Source organism: Microbulbifer maximicatervae (SeqCode) (assembly GCF_056231245.1).
Map to the genome: position 1 here is coordinate 580,044 of NZ_CP174334.1, position 23,989 is coordinate 604,032.

A 23,989-nucleotide genomic window follows, 5' to 3' on the forward strand; every position below is an offset into this window, starting at 1 on the left:
CATCCCAAAGTTAATGAGTGGTACCTGGTAACACGGCGTTCAGGTAATCATCAGGCTCCAATAACTCTCCGGCAGCCCCCAGGGAGTATTCGATAAAAGGCTCGGGAACCAATCCCAAAGCCAAAGTGATTAATGCCAATAACGCGACTGGCAACAGCCGCTGGAAGCGCTCTGCGCCGCTGAGGCTATATAAATTTTTGCAGTGCTCCTGGGGGTGTGGCTTCCAGAATGCCTCTGCCCATATTTTACTCATTGAAAACAGGGTAAGCGCCCCGGTAATCAGTGCGACGGCAGCGACGATATAGGCGGCCTGGTCGAGGCTCGCTTTGACTAATAGCAGTTTCGCCCAGAATCCAGATAATGGTGGGAACCCCGCTAAGCTAAATGCGGCGATAAAAAAGAAAGTAGAGAGAAGTGGGCTGGCGCGATATAAACCACCAATTTCATTGAGCTCATAACTGCCAGTAAGGCGCTGGGCAGTACCGCTGATCAGGAATAAATTTGTCTTTGCCACAATATTGTGGACCATGTAGAACACAGATCCGGCCAATGCTAAAGGGCTGTTCAGTGCTAATCCCAATACCAGGAATCCAATCTGGCTGATGATATGGAATGCGAGTATCTTGCGGAATTCGTACTGTGCTGCTGCGCCCAAAACACCCGTCAGCATGGTGAGTAATGCAGCTCCCAATAAAATATCCCGGGTGAACTCCAAATCATTGGGAAATATTAAAGTAAAGGTGCGAATTAGCGCATAGACGCCGACTTTAGTCAGAAGACCGGCAAATACAGCGGTTACAGCGACCGGTGGAACATGGTATGAAGCGGGCAACCAGAAAAATAGTGGAAATATTGCCGCCTTAATTCCAAAAGCGCAGATAAAAATAACTGCCAATGTCGAAATCGCGACGGGGTTTTGTACCTCGGCCAAAGAAATATGCAGCTGCGCCATATTAAGGGTGCCGGTGAGTCCATAAAGCAACCCGATAGAGGTCAGCATCAACAGCGTGGATACAAGGTTTAATGCTACATACTTGATGCCACCGTCCAGCTGTATTTTTTCCCCCCCCAGTACCAGCAGTGCGAAAGAGGCAATCAGCATCACCTCAAACCACACATACAAATTAAATAGGTCGCCGGTGATAAAGCTACCGCTAACACCGGCCAATAACAGTTGAAAGAAACTGTGAAAGCCAAGTTTCACCCGTTTCTCACTGATATCTGAAATGGCAAATAGAGAGACACACAAACCCACGATGGCACTGATCAACAGCATTACCGCACTGAGCCGATCGGCGACCAATGTGATTCCGAAGGGAGCCTGCCAGTCTCCCATTTGCCCAGCTTGAGGGCCCTGGCTTTCTACCAGGACAAGAATATAAAGGTTAATGCAAAGGGCGGTAAGGCACCCCAATATCGAAATACCAGAGCAAAGGTATCTACGGCCTCGAGCGGGAAATGTGATTAACGCCGTGGCGATAGGGATCAGGAATGGCAGGGCCAATAACCAACTCAAGTAGTCTTCTTCCTCTTGGGTTTGACAGGCTCGGCAATACGCATGCTATCCACATCCAATGTACCCAGCTCACGGTAAGCCTGGGCGATCAGGGCCAGGGCAAAGGCCAGCAGGCCGAAGCCAATTACGATCGCAGTTAGGATCAGGGCCTGGGGTAGGGGGTTGGCAACGATAATTTGTGGGGCTTCCTGGCCCTCGGGTACCAGGGGTGGTGAGGCGCGAGTCAACCGCCCGGCGATAAAAATTGCCAGGTTGGCGGCATTGCTAATTAGTACCAAGCCAAATAGATAGTGCAAGAGATGGCGGGCAAGCATCAAATATACGCCGGTAGCAATCAGAATACCGACGACAACGGCGAGGGGAGACTCCATATCAACTGGCCTCTTCCAAAGAAAAAATGAGTGTGAGAACGGCTCCAAGTACTGTCAGGTAAACCCCAATATCAAAAAACAAAAGATTGCTGATAATGATTCCGCCATCTTCCTTGCTGCCTACTATGGCAAACCACTGTCCGGAAAAGGGACCGTCTCCCCAAAATAGAGCCATCAATCCAGATAATCCGGCGATGACAACTCCCCAGGCGGCGAGGGTCCCTGGAGGTATGCGCAGAGCACTTTGTGCCGCCTCCATACCCCAAGCCATGGCAAATAAGGCAAAAGCAGAAGCGGCAATTAATCCAGCAATAAATCCGCCTCCGGGATAATTGTGTCCACGCAACAGCATATAAATGGAGAAGACCAAGATCAGGGCTACCAACACACGGGTCGCTGTCTGTAGGATAATAGAATTCACTGCTTGCCCCGTCTTAAATGATGACCGAGTAAAGTCACCGCAGCGACAGCTGCGGTAAACACCACAATAATCTCCCCGAAAGTATCCAGGGCCCGGAAGTCCACCAGAATGACATTAACGATATTGCGCCCATGAGCCTCGGGTACTGCGGCTTCCTTGTAGAATTCACTCACAGGGCTCTCGAATGGGGTTTGCAGAACCACCAGAATACTAATGGTAAATAAAAGGCCAACTGTGGCACCGAGCAGTGCATCCCTGGGACGAAAGCCTTCCTTCTTGCCGGGAGTAAATACGGGCAGACGTGGAAGAATCGCAGCAATTAATACCAGGTAGAGTGTTTCCACCAGAATCTGTGTAATGGCCACATCCGGTGCACCAAAGAAGAGATAAATTAGAGCGATACCCACACCGAGAGCGCCGAGAGCGCAAATGGCGGTGAGAGGTTTACGCGCAAAACCCGCAGTAAACGTACCTCCTACCGTCAGCAGTATGGCTGCCCACTCTTTTAAATTGAGTCGTGGTGCGGTGTATTCCAGTGAGAAGTGGCCTGTATGAACAAAGGCATAAAAAAGGGCCATCGAGAGCGTAACAAAAATGACTGTGAGATAACGACGCATAATTCCATTTTGCAATATGCGTGTTTGCAGTGCGGCAAAAGCTTTTAATAGTTCTAAGGATTTATCCCATAGTAAATCGGCGCTAGTTGGCGCATGGGTAAAATCCCAGTTTAGCCAGGCGCGCATACGTTTTAGATTGACATACATGAGCACCCCGAGCACAAAAGTAAGAATGCTCATCAGGAGCGGAATGTTAATACCGTGCCAGAGTTTTAGGTCGATGGTTTCTGGAAGTCCGAGTATCGCCGTTAGTGCCGGTTCCACCAGTCCGCCTCCTACTAAGTCCGGGGCTAAGCCAAATGTGAGGCCGAAGGCGCTTAAAACTATTGGGCTTATCCACAAACCGGGAGCTGCCCGGCGAATACGGCTGGAATCTTTTGGGGGAGGGCCAAAGAAAGGTTTGATGGCCACCATGCCGGCTACTGTCACCGTTACCGCATTGGCAAAAATTGCTGCTGTGCCCACCAGTGCGGGCTCTGAAGCTACCGCCAGTGCACCTTCATATTTAAGTTCTTTACCAATAAATCCAAGGAACGGCGGGAATCCGGCCATGGATAGGGCTGAAGCCAGTGCAGCTATAAAAGCAAAGGGCAATAACTTCGCCAGGCCATGAAGCTTGGTTAAATCTCGAGTACCTGTCTGCCGATCGATAATGCCCACCACCATAAACAGTGCGGCTTTATAAAAAGAGTGAACCAGCAAGAAAGTAATTGCAGCGGCGACGGCAGCTGAAGCATCAGAACCCAGAAACATGGTGATAGTGCCCAGAGCGATCACGGTGGTATAAGCGAGGGCCAGTTTCAGGTCTGTTTGACGCAGGGCGGCCAATGCCGCTACTGCGGCAGTGGCAATACCGGTGCAGGTTAAAATCCACTCCCAGTATTCAGTGTGAGCCAGTACCGGATGTAGGCGCGCAAGAAGGTAAATACCGGCTTTGACCATAGTGGCGGAATGTAGATATGCGCTCACCGGTGTTGGCGCCGCCATGGCATTGGGCAACCAAAAATGGAAGGGCAGCTGTGCCGACTTTGAGAATGCTCCGATAAGTACCAGTATCAAGATAGGAAGATACAGTGAACTGGATTTAATCTGTTCCCCTTTAATTAACAATTCTTCAAGATCATAGCTATCGACAATCTCTCCCATTAACAGGAAAGCAGTTAGTAAGCAAAGCCCCCCTAAGGCGGTCACTAGTAAAGCCTGTAAAGCTGAGCGTCGTGCAACAGCACTGGAGTGGTTAAAGCCAATCAGGAGGTAACTTGCGACCGTCGTCACTTCCCAAAACACAAATAAAGTAATGAGATCGGATGCCAATACCAACCCCAGCATTCCGACCATAAAGAGATAGAGATAGAGAAAGAAGCGCCGCAATAGTGGATTGCCGCGTAAATACTCAGCGGCGTAAATGGTGATGAAAAAGCCGATACCGCTGATTAATAAGGCAAATAAAAAGCTGAGGCCATCAATATAGAAGCGTAGGGATACGCCAAGTTCTGGAACCCAGCTAATGCCAAAAGAAAACTCTCTACCAGCGGAAATATCGGGCAGATGAAAAAGCAATGACAAGGCAATAATGGCCGGAGGGATCGAAGAAAGTAGGGAGATCCATCTTCCCGGCGTTTTTTTATCGCCATTGCGACTTTCCATGTCGCCTTCTGATTCCATTATTTTATCCCTGGTGACTCGATGCCTATATACAGTAGTGATTCACTGCCAGGGTAATAGTTTAGGTGTTATTCCTGAGCTAGAGTGCTTAGGATCAAATTACTCTTGATTGTCCGTATCAGGTGAATAATCTGAGAGGTCAAACCGGGATCTCGAAAGAGTATGATGATTAATGCTAAAGGCGGCAGCGGATTTGTATTCTTATAATTTTATCCAATTACTTGGATTAATAATTAAGAAAAATATCCTATAGATAAATACCCCATTCCCCTCACACTGTTCCTGTTATTGAGTCGCAAGTATTTATGCACAATGAAGAAGTGTGGAATATAACATAGGAGAATAGATATGTTGAAATTGGCATGCTTAGCTGCAGTGGGAGCTTCTGCTGTTTTTCTGTCCAGTGGTGTTTCTGCTGTGAGCTGTGGGGATGTTGTAACTGTACCGGAAATTTTGGAAGGGGCGATAGAGTCATGCGCCGTAAGCCCTGCGGTCACTATTACTGATGCTGGAACATTGGATTTAAATGGTTACTCAATTAGCTGTAATGGTTCTGGGGTGGGCGTAAATCTGCAAGGTGCTGGAAGGATTCTGAGTAACTCAGAGGGGGGAGGGTTTATAGAGAATTGTGCAACAGGTGTCTCCGTTGAAGGGGTTGGAGCGCATTTTATTCAAAATGTAAGTGTCATGAGTAATTCTAATTCTGGTGTTGCAATTACAAGTAACAATAATGTTGTTTTGGATTTATTTTCAAGTTTTAATTCCGGTGTGGGTGTCCGGGTTTTGGGTGACTTTAACCAAGTAATAAATGCAGAAATAAGCGCTAATAATTCTTCCGGTATGGAAGTTTCTGGAAGTAGCAATGTAATAAGTTCAAGTGAATATCAACTAAATGATGATAACGGAATTGTGATTTCAGATGCAGATAATAATCTAATTGTTGGGAATTCATTGGATGAAAATGGAACAAATGGAATTCTATTGGAGGCAGATGATCAGCATGGTAATGTTATTACAGGGAATGAGGTGAATGATAGTGGTAATACGGACCTTAGGGACCAAAATAATCCTGCCTGTGTGAATAATGTATGGATTTCAAATACCTTTGGCAGCTCTAATGATTCGTGCATCCAATAGGAGGGTTATGGGGTTGATATTCTTTGCAGATGTATTTGGTTTGGTTGACGCAAGTTTAGGTGTTATTGCAAGACATAAAAATAAGCTAATTTCTATGTCACATTGGGACAGCAGTATCTATATAACTTGTTGGCAAGCTTAACTCGCCAAAATCTATATTTCAAAGACTCCTGTTTATCGAGATCTTTAAAGTTCGGGTAAAAGCTGTAGGTCCGAACTCCGCCTTTTTAAGGGTAGGTGTTAAAGGTTGCAGTTAGGGGGGATCTAGGTATTGGATAATGAGTTGGCCATTTTTAAAGTAATCGATTCCGAGACTTGGAAATGGCACATCATAATAGACCAACTCTTCAAATATTGGCGGGTCTCCTAGTGGTAGTATTCAGAATTCTGAATACTACCACTAGGAATGACCATCTTGTGCGGGGCATATTTTTCATTCACTTTACGAGACATTTAATTCACGTTTAATTGGGAAGGAGATCCCATAGATAAATCCTAGCTCTCTGTCACACTATCAATAGCCTCGAAAATTCCAGGCTTTGTAGTAATTAATTATGATTGGATGAAATGATATGAAAACTGAATGTGCTAACCTCACAAGATTTACGCTTTTAACGATATCTGGTGTTTCAGCTTTTTCACTGGCGGGTGCCGCCTTCGCGGTAAGCTGCGGTGACACGGTTACTACTCCAGAGACTCTGGATGCATCTATTGTTGCATGTGCTACAAGTCCCGCTGTTACTATCACTGATGCAGGATCCTTGGATTTAAATGGTTATACTATTAGCTGCAATGGGGCTGGGATAGGGGTGCAAATACTAGGGTCAGGAAGGACACTTTCAGATAGTTCTCTCGGCGCGGGAAGTGTTGAATCTTGTGATGTTGGCATTTCTGTAGAGGGAGTGGGGGGGCACTATTTGGAATTTATAACAGTAGTTCTTAATAATTTTTCTGGTATTTCCGTTATTTCTGATACTAATTTTATTTACAATGTTATTTCTGGTTCCTCTACTATTGGTAATGGTGGTGTTGGGGTTAGGCTGGCTGGCGCGAATAATCAGATTATACTTTCTGCATTTGAAAAGAATACACAGTCAGGTGTGGAGATTTCTGGAAATAATAATTATATTAAACAAAGTAGCGCTCTATCAAACTCCGGATCGGGTTTCGTAATTACAACCGCTAATAATATTACCTTAGATAGTGTTACGGCCAATGATAATGGTGTTGATGGAATACTAGCTGAAGCCAGTTCTATGTCAGGTGGATTGATTTTTAATAGTACTGCGCGAGATAATTCTGGAGATGATTTGAGTGATCAAAATACTATTCCTTGTGGGCGATTTCAGTGGATAAATAATGATTTTGGTACAGCAAATAATTCTTGTATTGATTAGTTAGTGTTGTCAGGGGGCTACTCTGTGGGCCAGTAGCCTAGTGAGGTTATGAATATTAGACTATAGGCAAATCAAACCATAATGCCGTTGCTCCATCTGTTGTTGCTTTTAGCCTTATTATTTCTTTAAATATGCCTAGACCATCCCCGGCACTTAACTGGCGATTATTTTTAATAATGATGTCTCCATCTATGATATGTAGGTAGCCAGGGCGCTGCAATGTATCCAATTGTAGAATCTCTCCAGGCTCTATTTGAAGACGATATAGGCTGGTATCCTGATGGATTTTTAACGAATTATCTCGACCACTGGGTGTTACCAATGGAGTCAGCATGCTCGTTTGGTTTATTGTCCTTTGCTCATAGACAGGTTGAATACCCCTCTGATTTGGCTGAATCCAGATTTGAAGAAACTTCAATTTTTTTGTTTTCGAGTGATTGAACTCGGAATGGGTAATTCCGGTTCCGGCGCTCATTATCTGAACTTCGCCAGCGGGAACGACAAAGTGATTGCCTTCACTATCCCGATGTTCGATAGCACCTTCAAGAATATAGGAAATAATTTCCATATCCCGATGTCCATGGGTGTCAAATCCGGCCCCTGCTTTTACTGTATCATCGTTGATAACGCGCAGTGCAGAAAAACCCATGTGTTTTGGGTCGTAATAGTGCCCAAATGAAAAGGTGTGCTTGCTGTCCAGCCAGCCAAATCGGGCTTGACCGCGTTCATGTGACGGTCTGAAGTAATACATAGCCAGCTCCTATTAGTGCAGTAAATAGAATGTTAGGGCTATGATAGTCTTTTGCGGTATAAGGGAATATTGGGTAAAAAGAATCTTACCATTCGTATCAATAGAATACTCAGCCTTCCTCAGAAGTGGGCATATCTAAAGTGAGTAATCGAAGCTCGCCAATAAACTCCCTCGCCACGGGGCCTAATTTATCCTGGTCTTTAAAGTTCAGGTAAAAACTGCTGGAGCGCACTCCGCCATTTTTCAAGGGGAGTCGATTTAGAGTGCCATTCTCGAGTAGCTTTGAGACCATTGGCAGTGGCAGCCAGGCGAACCCCAGCCCCTGTACAATTAAATCCACGGATGCCCGTAAACTGCCCACTTTCCAGCGTTGCTCTGCCCCCAGCCAGCCGGAATCCCTATTGGTCTGTAGTGCGGAGTCCCGCACAATAATCTGGCGATAGGACTTCAAGTCTTCATAGCTCAGCTCGTATCCCAGCTGATGCAGTGGATGGTTCTTATGGGCTACAGCCACAAATTCGATGCGACAAATCTCATCGTTGAGGGCATTCTTCATGCGGAAGGCGGAAAGTCCCAGATCTACCAGCCCCTCCTGGATCAACTCATTAGTGCCGGATAGTACGGTATCAACGATATCAATATTCACTTGTGGATAAATTGCGGAAACTCTCTCCAGAGCCTGAAAAACGACACTTTGGGGAAAGGCGCCATCTACGGCAATGCGCAGCTCGGATTCCACTCCCCGGTTAAGGGAGCCGGCAATATCCTCAATACGTGAGACTTCATCCAGCAGGTATTGGCCCCGGCGTAGCATTAAATTACCGGCTTCAGTAATTACTACTTTTCTACCCGAGACTTCAAACAATTTCACGCCGAGAGCAGCTTCCAGATTGCTAACTGCATTGTGAATACTGGACTGGCTTTTGTGAACGTGGGAAGAGGCCTGATTAAAGCCGCCGGCATCTGCGACAGCTTTAAACATTCGCCACTGTTCCAGAGTGGTTTTTTGCATCTGGGTACTCTTTGAAGGCTGCGAAGGGCTGTTCCAAGGTTTAAGGAGCCTGGGGCAGCCCTGAATATCCTGACTGGCCCAGGCTGGATAGGCAAGGGTTTTTAGCTGCGGTTGTGAGAGCTGTTGTAATCGATTTCCGGCCCTACAGGTACAACCTGGGTTGGGTTGATCGATGTATGGCTAAAGTAGTAATGACGTTTAATATGGTGGAAATTTACTGTTTCAGCAACTTTCGGCCACTGGTATAGCTCGCGTACATAGTTACGCAGATTAGGAAAGTCCTCCAGTCTCTGGCGGTTGCACTTGAAGTGTCCATGATAGACAGCATCAAAGCGAATAAGGGTAGTGAACAGTCGCCAATCTGCCTCGGTAATTTCTGTTCCGACCAGATAGCGCTGTTCCCCTAAAATTTTCTCAACCTGGTCTAAAGCAGAGAATAAATTATAGTAAGCATTCTCGTAGGCTTCCTGGGTTGTGGCAAAGCCGCAGCGATAAACTCCGTTGTTTATATTCTCATAGACCAGTTGATTAATGGTATCTATATCCTGCTGCTTCTCTTCGGGGAAAAAGTCCTGTGTATCGCCGGTAATGGTATTAAACGCGCTGTTGAACATGCGGATAATTTCAGAGGACTCATTGCTAACGATACAGTTTTTTTGTTTATCCCAGAGTACTGGTACCGTCACCCGGCCCGAGTAGTCAGACTTGTTACGAGTGTATACTTGGTGCATAAACTGATAGCTAAACAGAGTGTCCCCGCTGCTACCTTCGTCGACGTTAAAGCTCCATCCCTGATCGAGCATATCGGGGCTTACTACCGAAACATCGATATGCTCTTCCAGTTTCTTCAGCTTGCGGAAAATAAGGGTGCGATGGGCCCAAGGGCAGGCCAGTGAAACATATAGGTGATAGCGGCCAGACTCCGCCTTAAAGCCGCTGTCACCACTGGGACCTGCACTGCCATCAGCAGTCACCCAATTGCGCAGTTGCGCCGCTTCGCGCTTAAAGCTCCCACCGGAATTCTCGGTGTCGTACCACTGGTCGTGCCACTGGCCATTGACTAACAGTCCCATTTTTTACTCCACAATCGGTATTTTCTGGTCCAGAGGAATTTATTGCTTGGTGCTTTTGCGGTGATCCAAGCTGAAACGCCCGGCGCCATGGGCTGCCACTACCAAAAAGCCGCCGGCAATCGCCAGGTTTTTGAAGAACATCAAAAACTGCATCTGATCGCCCAGATTGTTATGGAACAAGGCAGCAGTAACTAAGCTAAAGCCAGCAAACGCCAAGGCGGTCAGGCGAACCTGGAAGCCGGCGACTAGTGCGAGCGCACCACCTATTTCAAATAGAATAACAAGCGGCAGCAGAAATTCTGGCAGACCGCCATAGGCTAGGTACTGAGCACTGCCCTCATAATTTTGGATCTTGTTCATTCCCGCCAACAGGAAGATCGCCGCCAAGCTGATACGGCCAGCCAAGTCAGCACTTGCGGAAAACAGGGAGCTGCCGTCGATATTGGCGCTTGTGGATAAAGTGGATGTGCTCATGGTATCGCTCCTAAAACTGTGAATTTTGCGCTACTCAGTAGTCGCTGCTGTGAGTAAGAGGCAGTTTACAGAGGATCGATAGAATGAAAATTGGTTAAATTCGACCAAACCATTCTAAAAAATAGAATGATTGTTGAGCCTATCTTATCATTAGGTGCAATAGGGCCTTAGTTCAGAAATGGTAACCGATGCCCACCGAGTAAACCCAAGGGTCGATATCCACATCGACATTGATGCGGTCGTAGTCGTTATCTTCTGTGCGGAAGCGAATTTTGGCCTTGGTATCGATGCTCAAGTACCAGATGGCCGCATTAAACAGCCAGTTGCTCTCTCGTCCAAAGGCAATATCTATGCCCACTTCCCCTGCCAGGCCCCAGGAATTGCTCAGGTTCAGGGATGCTCTTGAGTCTGCACCCAGGGCTGTATCGAAGTAGTTTTGTGCCGTGCGGCTGATATCTTCATCGAAGAAATGGGTGTAGTTAATTCCCACACCAATATAAGGCTGTACCCAGGACTCGGTGCATACCGGATACCACTGTAAGCTGAGGGTTGGTGGAAGGTGCTTGATGTCACCCAAGGATACCCGCCCCAGTGGATCACCGGTATCCGGGTCCGGTAAACCGCGAACATCAAGATCGTGCCGGAAAGGTACAGCTGCCAGTAATTCCAGTCCCCAATGGTCTGCAAATAACCAGGTACCAGTGATGCTAGCGGAGTATCCTGTATCCACGTAGACCCGGGTGTAGTCCAAGGGGGTGCCATTTAGGCGGAGTCTGCCAGAGTCGTCGTTTGGATCGACCGCAGCAGCGCCAACGCGAACGATAAAATCTCCCTTTTTATAGTCCGCCACGGAATGGCCGGTGAGCAATAGTGCCATGCAAAAAACTATTGTCAGATTGATTCCTTTCATGCCCAACTTTCCAGAAGTACGACTGAAAATATGTAGGAGGGTTGATAGCTACAGGAATACTGTAATCTATCGCTAGATTATTAGTGTAGATGTCTTCGAGGTCTGGGTTTATAGATAGCAAGAGCTGAGGCGCAGTAATTTATTGGTATAACTTTGTAAGCTTCTGCTGGGAATAAATTCCTATTTTCTGAGAAAGATTGCCCAGAAAAGGGTTTGGTTTCCTATTGCGAGGATAATTGTAGAATCGGTTAATTTATTGAGTGAAATTGCCCTGTATTATTTTGTGTTTTTACGTTGATATGTATTTAGCGATTCCTGATCAGTGTATTTTGCTTGATGTGCAGTAAAACTCACTATCAATGATCATATAAGACACCAGGCTAGAGATTTAATAACATGCTTAAGATAATACAGGGAGCAATGCAGCTCACAGGGCGACTATCCCCAAAGTTATCGGCAAATATTGCAATGTATCTGTCTTCACGACCCAGACGCTATGCTGACTCCGAGCGTGAGAGATCGCAGCTGGCCCAAGCCAAGAAGATTACCTACCGGGGTGCTTTAGGTACAGAAAACACCGCCTGGTCCTGGGGTGAGGGCCCTGTGGTGATTCTATGCCACGGCTGGGAGGCCAAAGCTGCAAAAATGGCAACCCTAGCAATGGCAATTGCCGATCAGGGTTTCCAAGCGGTAGCCATCGATGCTACCGCTCATGGCCACTCTGAGGGCAAGGTTTGTAATTTCGATATTATGGCGAAAGATATCTGCTCTCTAGCCAGACAGTTTTCGGAAATATTTGCCATCGTCGGTCACTCGATGGGCGGAATGATGACAATGCGTGCTCGAGAGTTTGGGCTTAAAGCCCAGTGCTACGCAATACTTGGCTCACCGAGTGCTCCCCTGCCCATTATAGAAATTATGAAAAATATGCTGAATGTGAGCCCTGGAACAGCAGAGCTATGCCAAGACAAGATAGCCAATCAAATAGGGTACTCTTGGCAGGAGTTGTTGCAGTGCAAAATGTATACACCGGAAGAGACCCCGCTTCTGATGATTTACGATACCGAAGACGATGAAGTGCCAATTTTTCATGGAGAGAGGATTCATAAAACCTGGTCCGCAGCGGAGATGATTAAAATCAACGATGTTGGTCATCGGAAAATGGTTTGGGATACTGAAGTGATAGAATTTGTGGTGGAGTTTCTGTTATCAAATGCTAGTAATGAAAAAATAGACGGCATTGATATAAATAAAATTGCTTGATTGCTGTAATAAGCTCTCAATCTTTATTTGTCTGGTAAATATATTAAATGTTAACTTTTTAATCTTTGTGATTTTAGGGGATACATTAGTAAATTAATTCGGGGAGGCTTTCGATTTTTAGATGTCTGTAAATATATAAGGGTTTCTAGCTTTAAATGTATATTTTGTGATTAAATTTGGAGGTGACCTTTAGGGGTGGCCTGCTAATTTTTAGATGGGTACATAATGCTTAATTGCGACTTTGTAAAAGCACTAGGTGTTTCTACTAAGTCGCACATTAATTAAAAACTGTTGAGAAGGTCAGTGGTTATAAAATTATTTTGGAGTATCCTGTAGTCATTAATTTATAACCCCCCTTTTGATTTTATAAATCTAATATTCTTATCTTACTCAAGCGGATAGCTGCTCTATAAGATCTTCATCGCTTTCATACCAATATTCGTTACCTCGTCCAAAAGTACTGCTAGCGGTTGCTTGTACCGCTCGGACTTGGCTTGCCCACTTAGTTGCCTGAGTTTTACCAACCACAAAAGCGACACCAGTAGCGAATATGGCAGTCCCAACTCCGGCTGCAGTAGGGTTGCTCATGGCAGCTTCAAACACGTTCGATAACATGCTACCTTGTTTTTGAATACTAATGACACCTGTCTCTTTTAAGGCAACTGCTGTTCCGCCGGTAGTGAACGCTGCCGCGCCGATTCTTTTAATCTCACCCCAGGAGTTTTCTCTTCCTGCGGCGGTTTTAAGATTGCGGGGGTTAGTATTGCTATCTACATAGGTGAGGCCAACGACATTGCAGAGCTTTTCCAACTTGTCGGGACTTGCTCCTACTGGATTAGAGAAGAAAACTTTTTGTCCGGACATTTTATTGCGCAAATTGCGAACTATTTCCTCATCTTTTGCTTCAAAACGGCTCAAAGAAGGGGTGTTCTGCAAAATTTCCAGCGCGCGTTGGAAAGTCTTGGCACCCTCACCGTGTACCAACCAGTTGACGGATTCTTTGGCGCTTGCTGCCTGCTGAATCAAGGAGGTCAGGCCATCTACAGATGGAAGTGCACTATGTTCTTTATTGTTAATCCAATAAAGTGAGTAGAAGTTGTCCATCTGGGGAATGTCTCTGGGCAGTATTTCAGTCCCTCCATAGGATTTCTCAATATGCCTAACTAACAGTTTTCCAGCAGAGTCCTTTGAGCGAAACTTACCGCTTACTGCTGCATAATGAGCACCATTCCATTTATGCTTCAGATTCATTTGCTTGCCGGGAGAGTCACCTGTTCCCCAAGTGCTTCCATCATATTGAACTTTGTAAACTCCTGTTCCTTGACTTCCGGAATCTGTTTGCAGTGAGTTGTCGAAATGGAGTTTATGGATCAACACATCGCCATTGTCGATATAGTACTCAATGGCCATACCATTGCGTACCAGATAGCGAATAGTCCCGGCGCCATTGGCACTCTGACTGCTGCCAGTATCGGCATTCAGGCTTATGAGTGCGCGCAGTAAAGTGGCAGAGTAGTAATTAGTCTGTGCCTCTTGCTTCACTTTTTCATACATAGGGTAGTGAGTATTGTTAACATAGACATCGCGGCCCTGTTTTGTACCCATTGGGGCCATTTCAATAATCTTGGTCCAACCGGCTCTAAATGCTGGCATATTATTTCCTTATAATAAATACAGGTAAAAAATCTATTAAGGTGTAAAGCTAGGCGGCGGCGAGCCCTTTTCAACCACTTCAAGTAAGTCTTCCCCAATTCCGCAATTACCTTCACGCACTTTATGGTAAATCCAGGGTTCTGGGGTACGGGTTTCGCTAAAGTCTGAATTTGGAAATCGTTGGATAACTTTCTCTTTTCGCTGTTGCATGGCTGGGCTCAACTCTAATTGAAGAGTTGAGTAAGTTTCAGACATTAATTTATCCATGGCGGTAATACTATAAATGGCAGGTGCGTAGCCCATAGCATTAAAATAAACATTAATATAGTATTGGTCATCCAACGGGGCATAGAGCTGAGAGTGATAAACGGCTTCACTAAATGGATTTTTCCGTAATTCCTGTTCGCTACATTTTGGGTGCGCCTCACAGTACAGCCAGTCTGTACCGTTAATATCCTTTTTCTGCCATTTCACTGGGGCTGCTCTAGGATTCATATCCAGTTTGGGAGGGCCGTAGCGAAAATACAAATCTCTTAAAATGATTTGCTCTAAATGACTTGGATTAAAGCAGCTCATACTCTCCGGTAAATCATCTACACGGAAGACCCTAACTATCAGTGAAAGGAATCCATATTCCATGGAAATCCAGGGGGGGCCATAAAAGCCCCAATGACGTTTTAAAATGGACTGCCCAGGCATTCTCCCCTCTTGGTACCATTTTCCACGACTTAGATCGTCATAGGCCTCCCGGTTATAGATATCAAGACGGGGACCATAATATTCCTCGTCAATATCGGGCACGCTGTTGGGCGGTATTGAGATGCTAAAGCGGCTACCGGACAAGTTGGCAGTCAGTGTTTCAAGTTTGTCCCGATTTGGTACAAATGGCTTTTTTCTGGAGGCAAAGAGGCGTTCAAACATAGACTTGGTGGTTCCTATCCACAACGCTAGCGCTTACAGGATTTTGGATGCCGCATTATAGTGCTGGCCACATAATGAAATGCAAACTATTTCACGTTTTTATTGTGAGGGGCGTCTTATTTGAGGTACGCTCGTGCAGTAAGCGGGTATGTTATCAGCCAAGTATTATTGTTGGGGAATCTTTTCTATGGAGTTAAGTAGATGGGAGCCATTTATACTTGTTTAAAATCATTATTGACTGATTGTTTCTATAGTGTAACAAATGTGTTAGAAGAGTTAACAAGCCAAATATTAGACCCTTTTGGTCACTAATAAAATAGGTATCTATAATTGATAGAAAAACAACATAAATTAGCATACCTAATTTTTGAGTTAATTTTGACAAGATGTTTTTTTCAACTTTGATATGAAAGGTTTGCTAGCCAGTAGACATCCTGCATGATAAAAAATAAACACTGAATAAGAATTACAAGAAACTGGTTTCGAAGTTGATGTTGGCGTTCATAATATATAAGTTGGGATGTCATCTTTGTTATACCGTTGGTAGATACATAAAATATAGTTATATAGCTAATGTTTAAGTAATATTTTCTAGGTTTTCTCTCTCTGGCTTTGAGGTGAAAAATTGGCTTATTATAGTTTTACAAATTTCTACTGCATTGATCTCATCAGCTTATTGATAGATTGATACATTAATTTTTTAAAATCCAGTAATAATGGCCTTAACGACGGATTACTCACTGCCAGTGGCTTGCCAATCCGAGGGGCGAAGGCCACCGGTTCGGTAGAAGCGGCGGATACTTTTGATATAGGTGAGGAAGTCTTCGTTCTTTTCCGTCAGGCGGTTGGAGATATCCCAATCGATGGCTGCGCGTTCGCGGGTGGGGATCGGGGCTTGGATTTCCGTCGAGTTTTTTGTATCCAGGAGAATTAAGCCAAGAGCGTCGACTGTGTGGAACAGGCGCAGTTCTTTTAGGGGGACGCCGCCTTCAATTTTGTCGACGACCAGATAGCCCAGGTTAGCCCTGGGGGAGTTGGGCTGGGCCGGGAAGAAACATTTGCGGCTGTTGGAGCCGCTGAGCAGGAGTTTGGCCTAAAAAGATCAGAACCTTGCCACTTTGAAACTAATCTTCTTCTGTAACAAGACTATTATTAGGGAGTATCTGAGAAATGCTTTTCACATTACGGGGACATTCATCTATTTTGGAAATTCCTAGTGCTAACCGGTTAGCCACTGGGCCTCTACGAATGTCTTTGTGTAAATGGCCCCCGCTTATAAATGGACAGACAAATAATCGGGAGTCTGTCGATACCAAACTCCCGATGTGGCTTTGATGAACTAGCTGCTATTCGAGCAACTTGTGTCTAGATAAAAACCTCTGATATTGATATGCCGCCCCCAGCATACATAATCCCACTAACATACAAACGACTATCTTCTGTATTAGTGAGAAGTCCTGCATATCCCAGAGCACAATCTTCAGTGCAGCTATGCCGTAGATAATTAGTGACAACTTAAGTAACTTCTGAGTTTCGGGCTTTAATGTCTGGAATAATAGTAGGGTTGCATGGACAACGAGAGCGAAAGAAACTGCCGGTAGCCACATGGCATCAAATAGCTGTGCTAATAGAGCTACGTAAACAATAATCGCGGTAACATGCACCAGCCACATATTTGCCATTCGATGACCAGACCAAACGGCTCTCGTAGGCAGGGTTTTGTGGTAAGCCAGCAGGACAGCGATGCCAAGAGAGACCAGGTTATAGGCTCCAATCCACTCTGCATTGTGCGATTTCACAATGACAGCTCCGACTTGAATCAGTGTTATTAATTCAAAAATACCCAGTGTCAGTATGTAGAAGGGCGTAAGCTGGTTGCGTACTGGTCCCAGCTTGGGTTGGCTGAAAAAGAGGCTTCCAAAATAGAGCTGGGTGAGTAGTAATGACAGGACAAAGTCATGAGTTAAAGTGTAACTGACAGCTATCAGTACTGCCGCAAAATAGTAGAAGGCCATCGGGAATACAGGCTTCAGCGCCCAGTGAATAGCATGCTGCCACTCCCTACCTGCGGGGTATCGCTTTAAGCCCTGGCCAAGCCATATGAGCCCTATGAAGCTGGCGACTCCCAGTAATAACCCCTCCATCGCCTTGCCCTGCCAGCCGACAAACTCTTGTAGGAGACAACCGCCGATAGTGATAAGGCTTGCAGCAGAAATCAAAATGCGAACTTCTTGTTTTAGATGTTCCATCCGCAGCCATGTGTAGAGGAATAAGGCAATACCACACGAGAACCATATAGCAACAGTGAAGTAGTCACTGGCTTTATACAGTATGGTGGGTAAGGCAATAATGGGTAGTAAAGCGTAAAAGAGTTTACGCAGTGCCAATGCCAGCTTCTGCCCTGGTGATTGTATTTTCAGCTGGTGATAAAGCTCCGCAAGCAACCAAAGTCCCAGGAAAGCTTCAATACTGGCGATTTTTCCGTAGGGGATTTGATCGTAGAAATGAAGGTTGCCTACAACCGATGCACTGGCTAACAGTGGGACAAACAACAGAAGGTAATGCCAGAGACCGAGCCACTCGCTAAATGCTGAATTCATGCGCTGGCTACGCCAGATCAGGAAAGTCATTGGCAGTGGTGCCAGCAACCACATCCCTTGCGGCCAGATAATACCCACCGATAGCAGGAAGCTCGCAGATAAAAGCAGTCCGAAGGCATTCTCTGCGATATAAGTGAAACGTTGTTCTGCGGGAGTGATTTTACCGACATTACGGCGTAATAACTGGGTGAGAGCAAAGGCCCCAGCAGTGAGGGTTAGCCAGTTAGTCCAGCCTGCACTCACCTCTAAGGATAATAGTAGTGGAGCAGGAACCAAGCTCTCAGCCACCCATACGAGAGCTTGCAAGAATAAGGTTGCGCCGGCGAGGGCTAGAGCGATATAGCCCTCACTTCGCACGCTGACAAAACCAAAATGTATTCCAAGGTAAATCAGCAGGAGGCCTTCCAGGCACCACACAATGCCCAAAAAGTCAGGGCTGCAAAGTGCCAGAATTGCCAGGCCTGTTAACAAGCCCCCATGGAGTAAAGCCATTGCGAGGATACTACGGGCCGAGGAACTATTAACACTGTATCCGAACAGGTGGCGTGAGTAGATGGCGAGCGCGGCCCAGGGTATTAGATTGAGTAACCAAACCACACCTAGTGCATTAGCAGTGGGTGCTAGAGACCAGCTAATATGAATAAATAGCACCAGGTTTGCTACCAGCAAACCGAGGCGCCTCCTATCGATTTCCTTGCCACTAAGCCCACCCAGTATGTAATGGGCAAACCCGTAGAAGAAACCATGCAGTATCAGTAACAGACCCCAGTTTGAGCTAGACTCGCCCAAGTTTGCGACTGAAAACTCGAACATCCCTGCGCTGAGCACCATGGTGACCACTGCCAGCTGAGGCCATTGAATCAACTTGGACAAACGCAGCATTGCGAGCGCGAGCACCAACAAGTAGCTGAGATAAATAACTGCGGATGGATCAAAATGATTGGCCACCAAGGGCATCGTGGCTCCACCCAGCAGAGTCACCATGGAAACAACCCGGGTCTCGAATAGTAGGGCGAGTAAATAAGCAACTCCGGTAGTTACTACAAGCAGCCCCACAGCGATAGGAATCGGAACCAGCTGATAGTAAGGCCCAGTAAAGTAACCACATAAGTAAAGCAGTATGACCCCGAGAGCGATCAGTCCTGAGCCGTAATCCGCCATGTTGGGCATGCGCCGCCTGAACATTACTCCACCAGTAGTAGTCGCCGCTGCTACCAGGAAGCCTAAAGTCACTTTACCTACAGGCCCCAAATAGGCATTGAAAGAAAACTGCAACAGGTAAGCAAAGCCAAACACCAGCGCCAGGATGCCGGCAGCGGTCATAAAGAAGACAGGAGCCTTCCCTTGGCTTTGGTAGTGCCGGTAGAAACTCATTAGGGAGCCCCATACTCGGCTCATGGGTTCGAGAGCAGGTTCCAATAGGCTCGGTAGCTCCTCAGATAGCCATTTAGCCTGTCTACCAGGCTTCTCGGTTCTGTTAGGAGCATTGGTAATAGTACTTGCTGGCTGGGTTGGGGTTTCAGGAAGAGAGGGATTAGGTTGCTTTGTCGACGGGGATCTGGAGGGATGAGTACCCATTAATTGGGATAGCTCATCTTCAGGCTCATCCACTGCCGGGAGCTGACTTGCTAACTGATCCCTAGTATCTTGCTGTATCTGCGCTTCTAGAGCCGATAACCGCTGTTCGAATATCTCAATGCGACGGCGATTGTCTCGCTCCAGCAGGGCTAGTTCCGCGCGAAGTGATTGCAGTTCACTTTCCATATATCTTTCACTATTGTTTTTAGTGAGATTATCTCTCGTTACGCTCGGCTACAAGTATATGTAATCAAGGTTTTTGAAAGACCTTTTGCCAGAGGTTAATCGCACAGCTATCTAGTTTCAGGGAGTTGTTCACGCAATATGCCCGAATAGCCAAATGAGAACCCTATAATGGGTAACGAAATCGATACCTCAAAGTGATATTGATTGTTAATGATTGATTTGCCTGCGACGATCCTGGGCCTTAAGACTGAGGGAATTGGGATATGAAGAATAGAAACTGACTGTGGGGCCCAAAACCAGTTTCCTTCCTCTATGGAAACGCCAAGTCGGATATTAATTATCCCTGTTTTTTCAATCCAATAACCAGCTTTTTCTCTTGTCCCTATAGGTACAAATTCTGAGGTCATCGAATGGCTATTTGAGAAAGTACGAGACCAGATTAATTTATGCTGTGTGTGCTGAATATTTACTGAAAAAGGAGATTCCCTTGTATTTTGTGGGACACCCAGCTTTCCAGCAATTCGTTTGCCTATAATTCCAGCTAATCCAGAGCCGAACTGAACTTTAACTTCCCCGGAGAGCTTTGCCCCTTTTGTATGTAGGCGTTGTAGTAGCGGGTTTAGCTTGTTGAAGTCGGGGCCAAACCAGTTGGTGACGGCATTTACCATACTATTTTGATTGCATTGCAAATTTCTCAATTAGTATTGGGTCTTAGTTGTGTCGTTTCACGGTAGCGTGCTAATTCGTTCAGAAGCCACCTCTGGGATTCTTCTTTAGGCTTATCGGCACACTGAATATGGTAGAGCTTGCCACTAAAGGTGCTTTTGGTTGCACTTAGCCTAATAAAATCCTCCGCGCTATCAATTTTGTTGGAGAAATACTTATATTTCTTCTCCATATGCTCCACTGCTTCCTGGCTGGTGTGCTCACTATCGTTGCGGATAAAGGTACACTCTGAAGCAGAGACAAACTCCATTAAGTGGTTTATTTCGTTGATAGGGGTATCTGCCTGAGCCAGGATGGAGGATATACTTAGCGAGATAATAGTAAGTAAAGTTGAGAGACTTTTAACCACTTTTCCACTCCTTGGCTATGGAGTATCAGGGGAGTTTATCTGCGGGCCAAGAACTGGCATAGGGTCAAGAGGGGCTCTATACCAGAACTATATATCAAAGTCAGCAGTCTGGTGCTTTAAGCGTTCTTAGTGACTACCACTTTTGCAGCGCACTGTACGCTCTTGCTAGCTTCCTCTCCAGTAATTTCAGAAGATTCAGTCAAAATTTGTGAGACGGTAAGTTCAGAGGCAGAAATCACCTCCATCATTTCCTTCTTGCAGTTGGTGATGTTGATTGCATTAGAGGCAGTCGGATCGTAGCTGATTTTGTGAGAAAAGTCTCTCTCTTCTTCACCATTACGGCTTCTCTTGATGCTTTGGAACGCCTCTTTACCCGCATCTACAGTGTCCCCGATAACGTTGCCGGGCTGAACCTCGAGTTTCATACAAGAAGTGGTAGCAAGGGCTAGTGTAATAATGCTCAAGAGATTCTTCATTTCTTTTTGGGCTCTGGAAATTGTAGTTTTCTTTAAAACAGTACAGTGTACTTGGTTAAGGTATTTTACATGAGGAATAACAACGAGTCCTACAAGTGGCCTTTATAACAATAAGAGTAAGTGGTTGCCTGCCTGTTTAATGGTCTTTTTGGTTGAAAAACAGTCTATCAATTGAATTATTGCCGCTGAAAATACCTCTCTGATTGAGGTTGATAGTTTTCAAAAGTGTTAACTGCAGGATATCAGCTACTTTTTCCATACGCTGGATTTTGAATAATAATACAGGTTAAATTATATCGTGTTGATATATGGGCTAATATTTTGAACTATGTGTTTTTATTAGTATCTGATGATCTCTGAAATATAAATATACTAAAAATAAATGGCACCATTGTTATGTTTCGACTTTTATTCTTAGCTTTAGTAATTTCCGCTCTGTCTTGTTCTGTTCTTGCTGAGATGCCAGTTGTCAATGGAGTGAAAAATTGGCATTCGGTTAAATTTAAAAATGAGCTGTTACTAAATTTACACCTCTATTTATATGAATTAGCGAGAGATAAAGATTTACATAATGATTTAAAAGAGGGGGGAACTCTTTCTGTTGAGGAGCAAGAGATTTTTGACCTTGTAATTGGCGAGTATAGGAAATATGGCGCTGGCAAAAACATACATATCATCAGGTCTAATTCTGAGATTTCAGATTTAACTGCGCTCTTGTTATCACATCACGCCGTTAAGCAAGGTTCTGTGGAAAATATTCTATATACATATATAAATAACCTCACAACTATTTATAAAGCCAAGTTGTGGCCGGTTCATGAAGCGAGAAATCTTAATTGGTACCAGAATTTGAAAAGTAAACTTGATGTTTATGGAGATAGGGTTTCTAGTAGCTTGGAAAAGCTATTTGATGAAAAGCTGGTTCTTGATGAGCATACGGTAAATATTGTTTACAAACCTGGAATGCGCCAGGGCGCTACCACTTCTGGGAGAAGCTTTCAAACGATTATTAATAGTACCTATTCAGAATATACTGACTGGTATGCGTTTGAGATGTTTTTCCATGAAATTTCTCATGCTAATGGAGTAGGTCGAAATAGTAAGTTGCAGCGAGTCATTAATAAAGAATTTAGTCGGTTGGGGCTGGACAATCATAAAGGAATTTGGCATCCGATACAGTTCTATACCGTTGGAGAAATAGTTAAGAAAGTGATATTCGAGGATGACTCTGAGTATGTACCTTATGCCGAAATACGTGGCCTGTATAGCGGGCACTGGGACTACAAAGTACTTCTTGATAAGTATTGGAAGCCTTACTTGGATGGAAAAGTTTCTATGGAGGTTGCGATAAGTAATATTGCGGTAGCTTTATCAAAGAAGGCTGCTTGATCTTATACTAATATAAATAAGTAGTAATATTGATGGTTTCACGGTGCCTCAAGATACTTGTAAACTTGAGGCTTATTAAATTCTCGGGTTTTACCTTTTACCTAAGGGTAGTTCGGTCTACTCATCGTCCTGATGATATAAATCTATTTTTTTAGGGTGATGAGTGTTTGCATAAGATAAAGGTATAGCTTTAAAGCTTAAAAATATTACCCCTTATAAGTAGCCAGGAAAAAGAACCCCAGAGAATAGAGCTCTCTGAGGTTACCTATTCCTAATCAATAAGTGCATTAGCCTTGTGACTAGCGCCCATAGGGCTTTAGAAATACTACTTACAGCTAGCAATTCATAATGAACGAGCCCAACCTACACCAGATCACGGCTGGTAGAGAGGGTAGTCCGTATATCCTACTTCGGTACCGCCATACATAGTGCTTGGATCAACCTGATTGAGTGGCCATTCATTGCGAATACGCGTGGGAAGATCCGGGTTGGCAATAAAAGGTCGGCCAAAGCCAAAGATATCTCCATTACCTGCGTCAAGTACTCGCAAAGCTTTTTCGGGGGAATACTTTCCTGCATACATGATGCGTCCGCCAAAGATTTCACGTACTTCTCGATAGAAATTCTCAGGCAAATCCGGTGCGTTATCCCAATCCGCCTCGGCCAGTGACAGATAGGCAATACCAGCTTCGTTTAGCAGCTTGATAGCCTCGATATAAGTCTTGTGGGGATCACTCTCTACCAACCCAAGGTAGACTCTGTCCTCATCGGTACTTTCGAAAAGCGGTGCAAACCGAACACCGAGCCGTTCGCTGCCGACTTCTTCTGATACCGCTGCAACAATTTCTTTAAGGAAACGCAGACGATTTTTTAAACTACCACCATACTCATCATCGCGATGATTGGTATGTTCTGAAATAAACTGGTTCACAAGGTATCCGTTTGCACAGTGTAGCTCAACACCGTCGAAGCCGGCTTCCATGGCGTTGCGCGCGGCCTGGGCATAAAGTTGAACCAGTTCTTTAACTTCCTCTGTTGTCAGCGCACGAGGCTCACTGGGTTCAGCCAGGGCGCCTTGTCCTGGGCCTGTCTCGATAAAGACCTTAACAGCGTCTGCGCGGATAGCAGATGGCGCGATGGGTGCTGCATTGCCAGGCTGTAGTGAAGTGTGGGATACACGCCCAACATGCCAGAGCTGGGCAAAGATGATACCGCCTTGATCGTGCACGGCTTTGGTCACTTTTTTCCAGCCTTCGATCTGTTCCTTGGAATAGATTCCAGGTGTCCAAGCGTAGCCCTGGCCCCTGGGTTCGATTTGCGTGCCCTCTGTAACCATAAACCCAGCACCAGCACGCTGTGAGTAATAGTTAGCCATCAAGTCATTGGCAATATTTCCAGGCTGGCTACTGCGTGATCGGGTCAGGGGTGGCAGAACAATACGGTTTTTCAGGGTGTAAGGGCCCAGGTTGATCTCACTGAATAGTGACTCGTTTTTCATAATGAC

Annotated in this window: 20 protein-coding genes; 4 read left to right on the plus strand and 16 right to left on the minus strand. The window is 45.3% G+C overall.

What is annotated here, in order from left to right; all coding sequences use genetic code 11:
- Positions 1-10: 10 nt before the first annotated feature.
- Genes ACJJIS_RS02525 through mbhE form a run of 4 tightly spaced genes read right to left on the minus strand, consistent with a single transcriptional unit; the run spans position 11 to position 4,590 of the window.
- A complete protein-coding gene (locus tag ACJJIS_RS02525; RefSeq protein ID WP_444925922.1) occupies positions 11-1,516 on the minus strand; it encodes a Na+/H+ antiporter subunit D in 1,506 nt (501 codons plus the stop codon).
- On the minus strand, positions 1,513-1,887 hold the full coding sequence (locus ACJJIS_RS02530; protein ID WP_444907269.1) for a Na+/H+ antiporter subunit C: 375 nt from the start codon (positions 1,885-1,887) through the stop codon (positions 1,513-1,515). The genes ACJJIS_RS02525 and ACJJIS_RS02530 overlap by 4 nt, the downstream gene beginning before the upstream one ends.
- A 1-nt stretch (position 1,888) precedes the next feature.
- Complete coding sequence (locus ACJJIS_RS02535) at positions 1,889-2,308, minus strand: Na+/H+ antiporter subunit B (protein ID WP_475709399.1); 420 nt, start codon at positions 2,306-2,308, stop codon at positions 1,889-1,891.
- On the minus strand, positions 2,305-4,590 hold the full coding sequence (gene mbhE, locus ACJJIS_RS02540) for a hydrogen gas-evolving membrane-bound hydrogenase subunit E (RefSeq protein ID WP_475709400.1): 2,286 nt from the start codon (positions 4,588-4,590) through the stop codon (positions 2,305-2,307). Before mbhE ends, ACJJIS_RS02535 begins: the two co-directional genes overlap by 4 nt.
- A gap of 348 nt (positions 4,591-4,938) precedes the next feature.
- Here mbhE and ACJJIS_RS02545 point away from each other — a divergent pair, with 348 nt between their 5' ends.
- Both ACJJIS_RS02545 and ACJJIS_RS02550 read left to right on the plus strand, forming a co-directional pair.
- Positions 4,939-5,727 (plus strand): NosD domain-containing protein, encoded by a 789-nt coding sequence (locus ACJJIS_RS02545; protein ID WP_475709401.1) that lies wholly within the window; start codon positions 4,939-4,941, stop codon positions 5,725-5,727.
- 572 nt (positions 5,728-6,299) lie between these two features.
- On the plus strand, positions 6,300-7,124 hold the full coding sequence (locus ACJJIS_RS02550; RefSeq protein WP_444896100.1) for a right-handed parallel beta-helix repeat-containing protein: 825 nt from the start codon (positions 6,300-6,302) through the stop codon (positions 7,122-7,124).
- Between the two features lie 55 nt (positions 7,125-7,179).
- Here ACJJIS_RS02550 and ACJJIS_RS02555 read toward each other — a convergent pair whose 3' ends face one another.
- The 5 genes from ACJJIS_RS02555 to ACJJIS_RS02575 all read right to left on the minus strand — a co-directional run bounded on the left by ACJJIS_RS02555 (position 7,180) and on the right by ACJJIS_RS02575 (position 11,344).
- On the minus strand, positions 7,180-7,875 hold the full coding sequence (locus ACJJIS_RS02555; protein ID WP_475709402.1) for a pirin family protein: 696 nt from the start codon (positions 7,873-7,875) through the stop codon (positions 7,180-7,182).
- A gap of 109 nt (positions 7,876-7,984) precedes the next feature.
- Positions 7,985-8,887: a LysR family transcriptional regulator gene (locus ACJJIS_RS02560; RefSeq protein WP_475709403.1), complete on the minus strand. Its 903-nt coding sequence runs from the start codon at positions 8,885-8,887 to the stop codon at positions 7,985-7,987.
- Positions 8,888-8,988: 101 nt separating this feature from the next.
- Entirely contained in the window at positions 8,989-9,960 is a 972-nt protein-coding gene (locus ACJJIS_RS02565) for a glutathione S-transferase family protein (protein ID WP_444896103.1), read from the minus strand.
- A gap of 39 nt (positions 9,961-9,999) precedes the next feature.
- Positions 10,000-10,434, minus strand: a complete 435-nt coding sequence (locus ACJJIS_RS02570; RefSeq protein ID WP_444896104.1) for a DoxX family protein — start codon at positions 10,432-10,434, stop codon at positions 10,000-10,002.
- Positions 10,435-10,606: 172 nt separating this feature from the next.
- Positions 10,607-11,344 carry an OmpW/AlkL family protein gene (locus tag ACJJIS_RS02575; protein WP_475709404.1) on the minus strand — a complete coding sequence of 246 codons (738 nt, stop codon included), beginning with the start codon at positions 11,342-11,344 and terminating at the stop codon, positions 10,607-10,609.
- Positions 11,345-11,740: 396 nt separating this feature from the next.
- Between ACJJIS_RS02575 and ACJJIS_RS02580 the strand changes: the two genes are divergently transcribed.
- Positions 11,741-12,607, plus strand: coding sequence for an alpha/beta hydrolase (locus tag ACJJIS_RS02580; RefSeq protein WP_475709405.1), 867 nt, complete (start codon positions 11,741-11,743; stop codon positions 12,605-12,607).
- 390 nt (positions 12,608-12,997) lie between these two features.
- Here the strand turns inward: ACJJIS_RS02580 and ACJJIS_RS02585 are convergent, their stop codons facing one another.
- The 6 genes from ACJJIS_RS02585 to ACJJIS_RS02610 all read right to left on the minus strand — a co-directional run bounded on the left by ACJJIS_RS02585 (position 12,998) and on the right by ACJJIS_RS02610 (position 21,096).
- Positions 12,998-14,260 (minus strand): hypothetical protein, encoded by a 1,263-nt coding sequence (locus ACJJIS_RS02585; protein WP_475707777.1) that lies wholly within the window; start codon positions 14,258-14,260, stop codon positions 12,998-13,000.
- A gap of 36 nt (positions 14,261-14,296) precedes the next feature.
- The gene (locus ACJJIS_RS02590; RefSeq protein WP_475709406.1) at positions 14,297-15,181 is read right to left on the minus strand and encodes a hypothetical protein; all 885 of its coding nucleotides are present in this window, start codon (positions 15,179-15,181) and stop codon (positions 14,297-14,299) included.
- A gap of 1,346 nt (positions 15,182-16,527) precedes the next feature.
- Positions 16,528-19,545, minus strand: coding sequence for a DUF2339 domain-containing protein (locus ACJJIS_RS02595; protein WP_475709407.1), 3,018 nt, complete (start codon positions 19,543-19,545; stop codon positions 16,528-16,530).
- A gap of 107 nt (positions 19,546-19,652) precedes the next feature.
- Entirely contained in the window at positions 19,653-20,213 is a 561-nt protein-coding gene (locus ACJJIS_RS02600) for a DUF4166 domain-containing protein (protein ID WP_444915537.1), read from the minus strand.
- 26 nt (positions 20,214-20,239) lie between these two features.
- The gene (locus tag ACJJIS_RS02605; protein WP_475709408.1) at positions 20,240-20,620 is read right to left on the minus strand and encodes a DUF5329 family protein; all 381 of its coding nucleotides are present in this window, start codon (positions 20,618-20,620) and stop codon (positions 20,240-20,242) included.
- A gap of 116 nt (positions 20,621-20,736) precedes the next feature.
- Positions 20,737-21,096: a hypothetical protein gene (locus tag ACJJIS_RS02610; protein WP_444915539.1), complete on the minus strand. Its 360-nt coding sequence runs from the start codon at positions 21,094-21,096 to the stop codon at positions 20,737-20,739.
- Between the two features lie 396 nt (positions 21,097-21,492).
- Here ACJJIS_RS02610 and ACJJIS_RS02615 point away from each other — a divergent pair, with 396 nt between their 5' ends.
- Positions 21,493-22,485, plus strand: coding sequence for a hypothetical protein (locus tag ACJJIS_RS02615; protein WP_475709409.1), 993 nt, complete (start codon positions 21,493-21,495; stop codon positions 22,483-22,485).
- A 373-nt stretch (positions 22,486-22,858) separates the two neighbouring features.
- Here ACJJIS_RS02615 and ACJJIS_RS02620 read toward each other — a convergent pair whose 3' ends face one another.
- On the minus strand, positions 22,859-23,983 hold the full coding sequence (locus tag ACJJIS_RS02620) for an alkene reductase (RefSeq protein ID WP_475709410.1): 1,125 nt from the start codon (positions 23,981-23,983) through the stop codon (positions 22,859-22,861).
- Positions 23,984-23,989 lie beyond the last annotated feature (6 nt).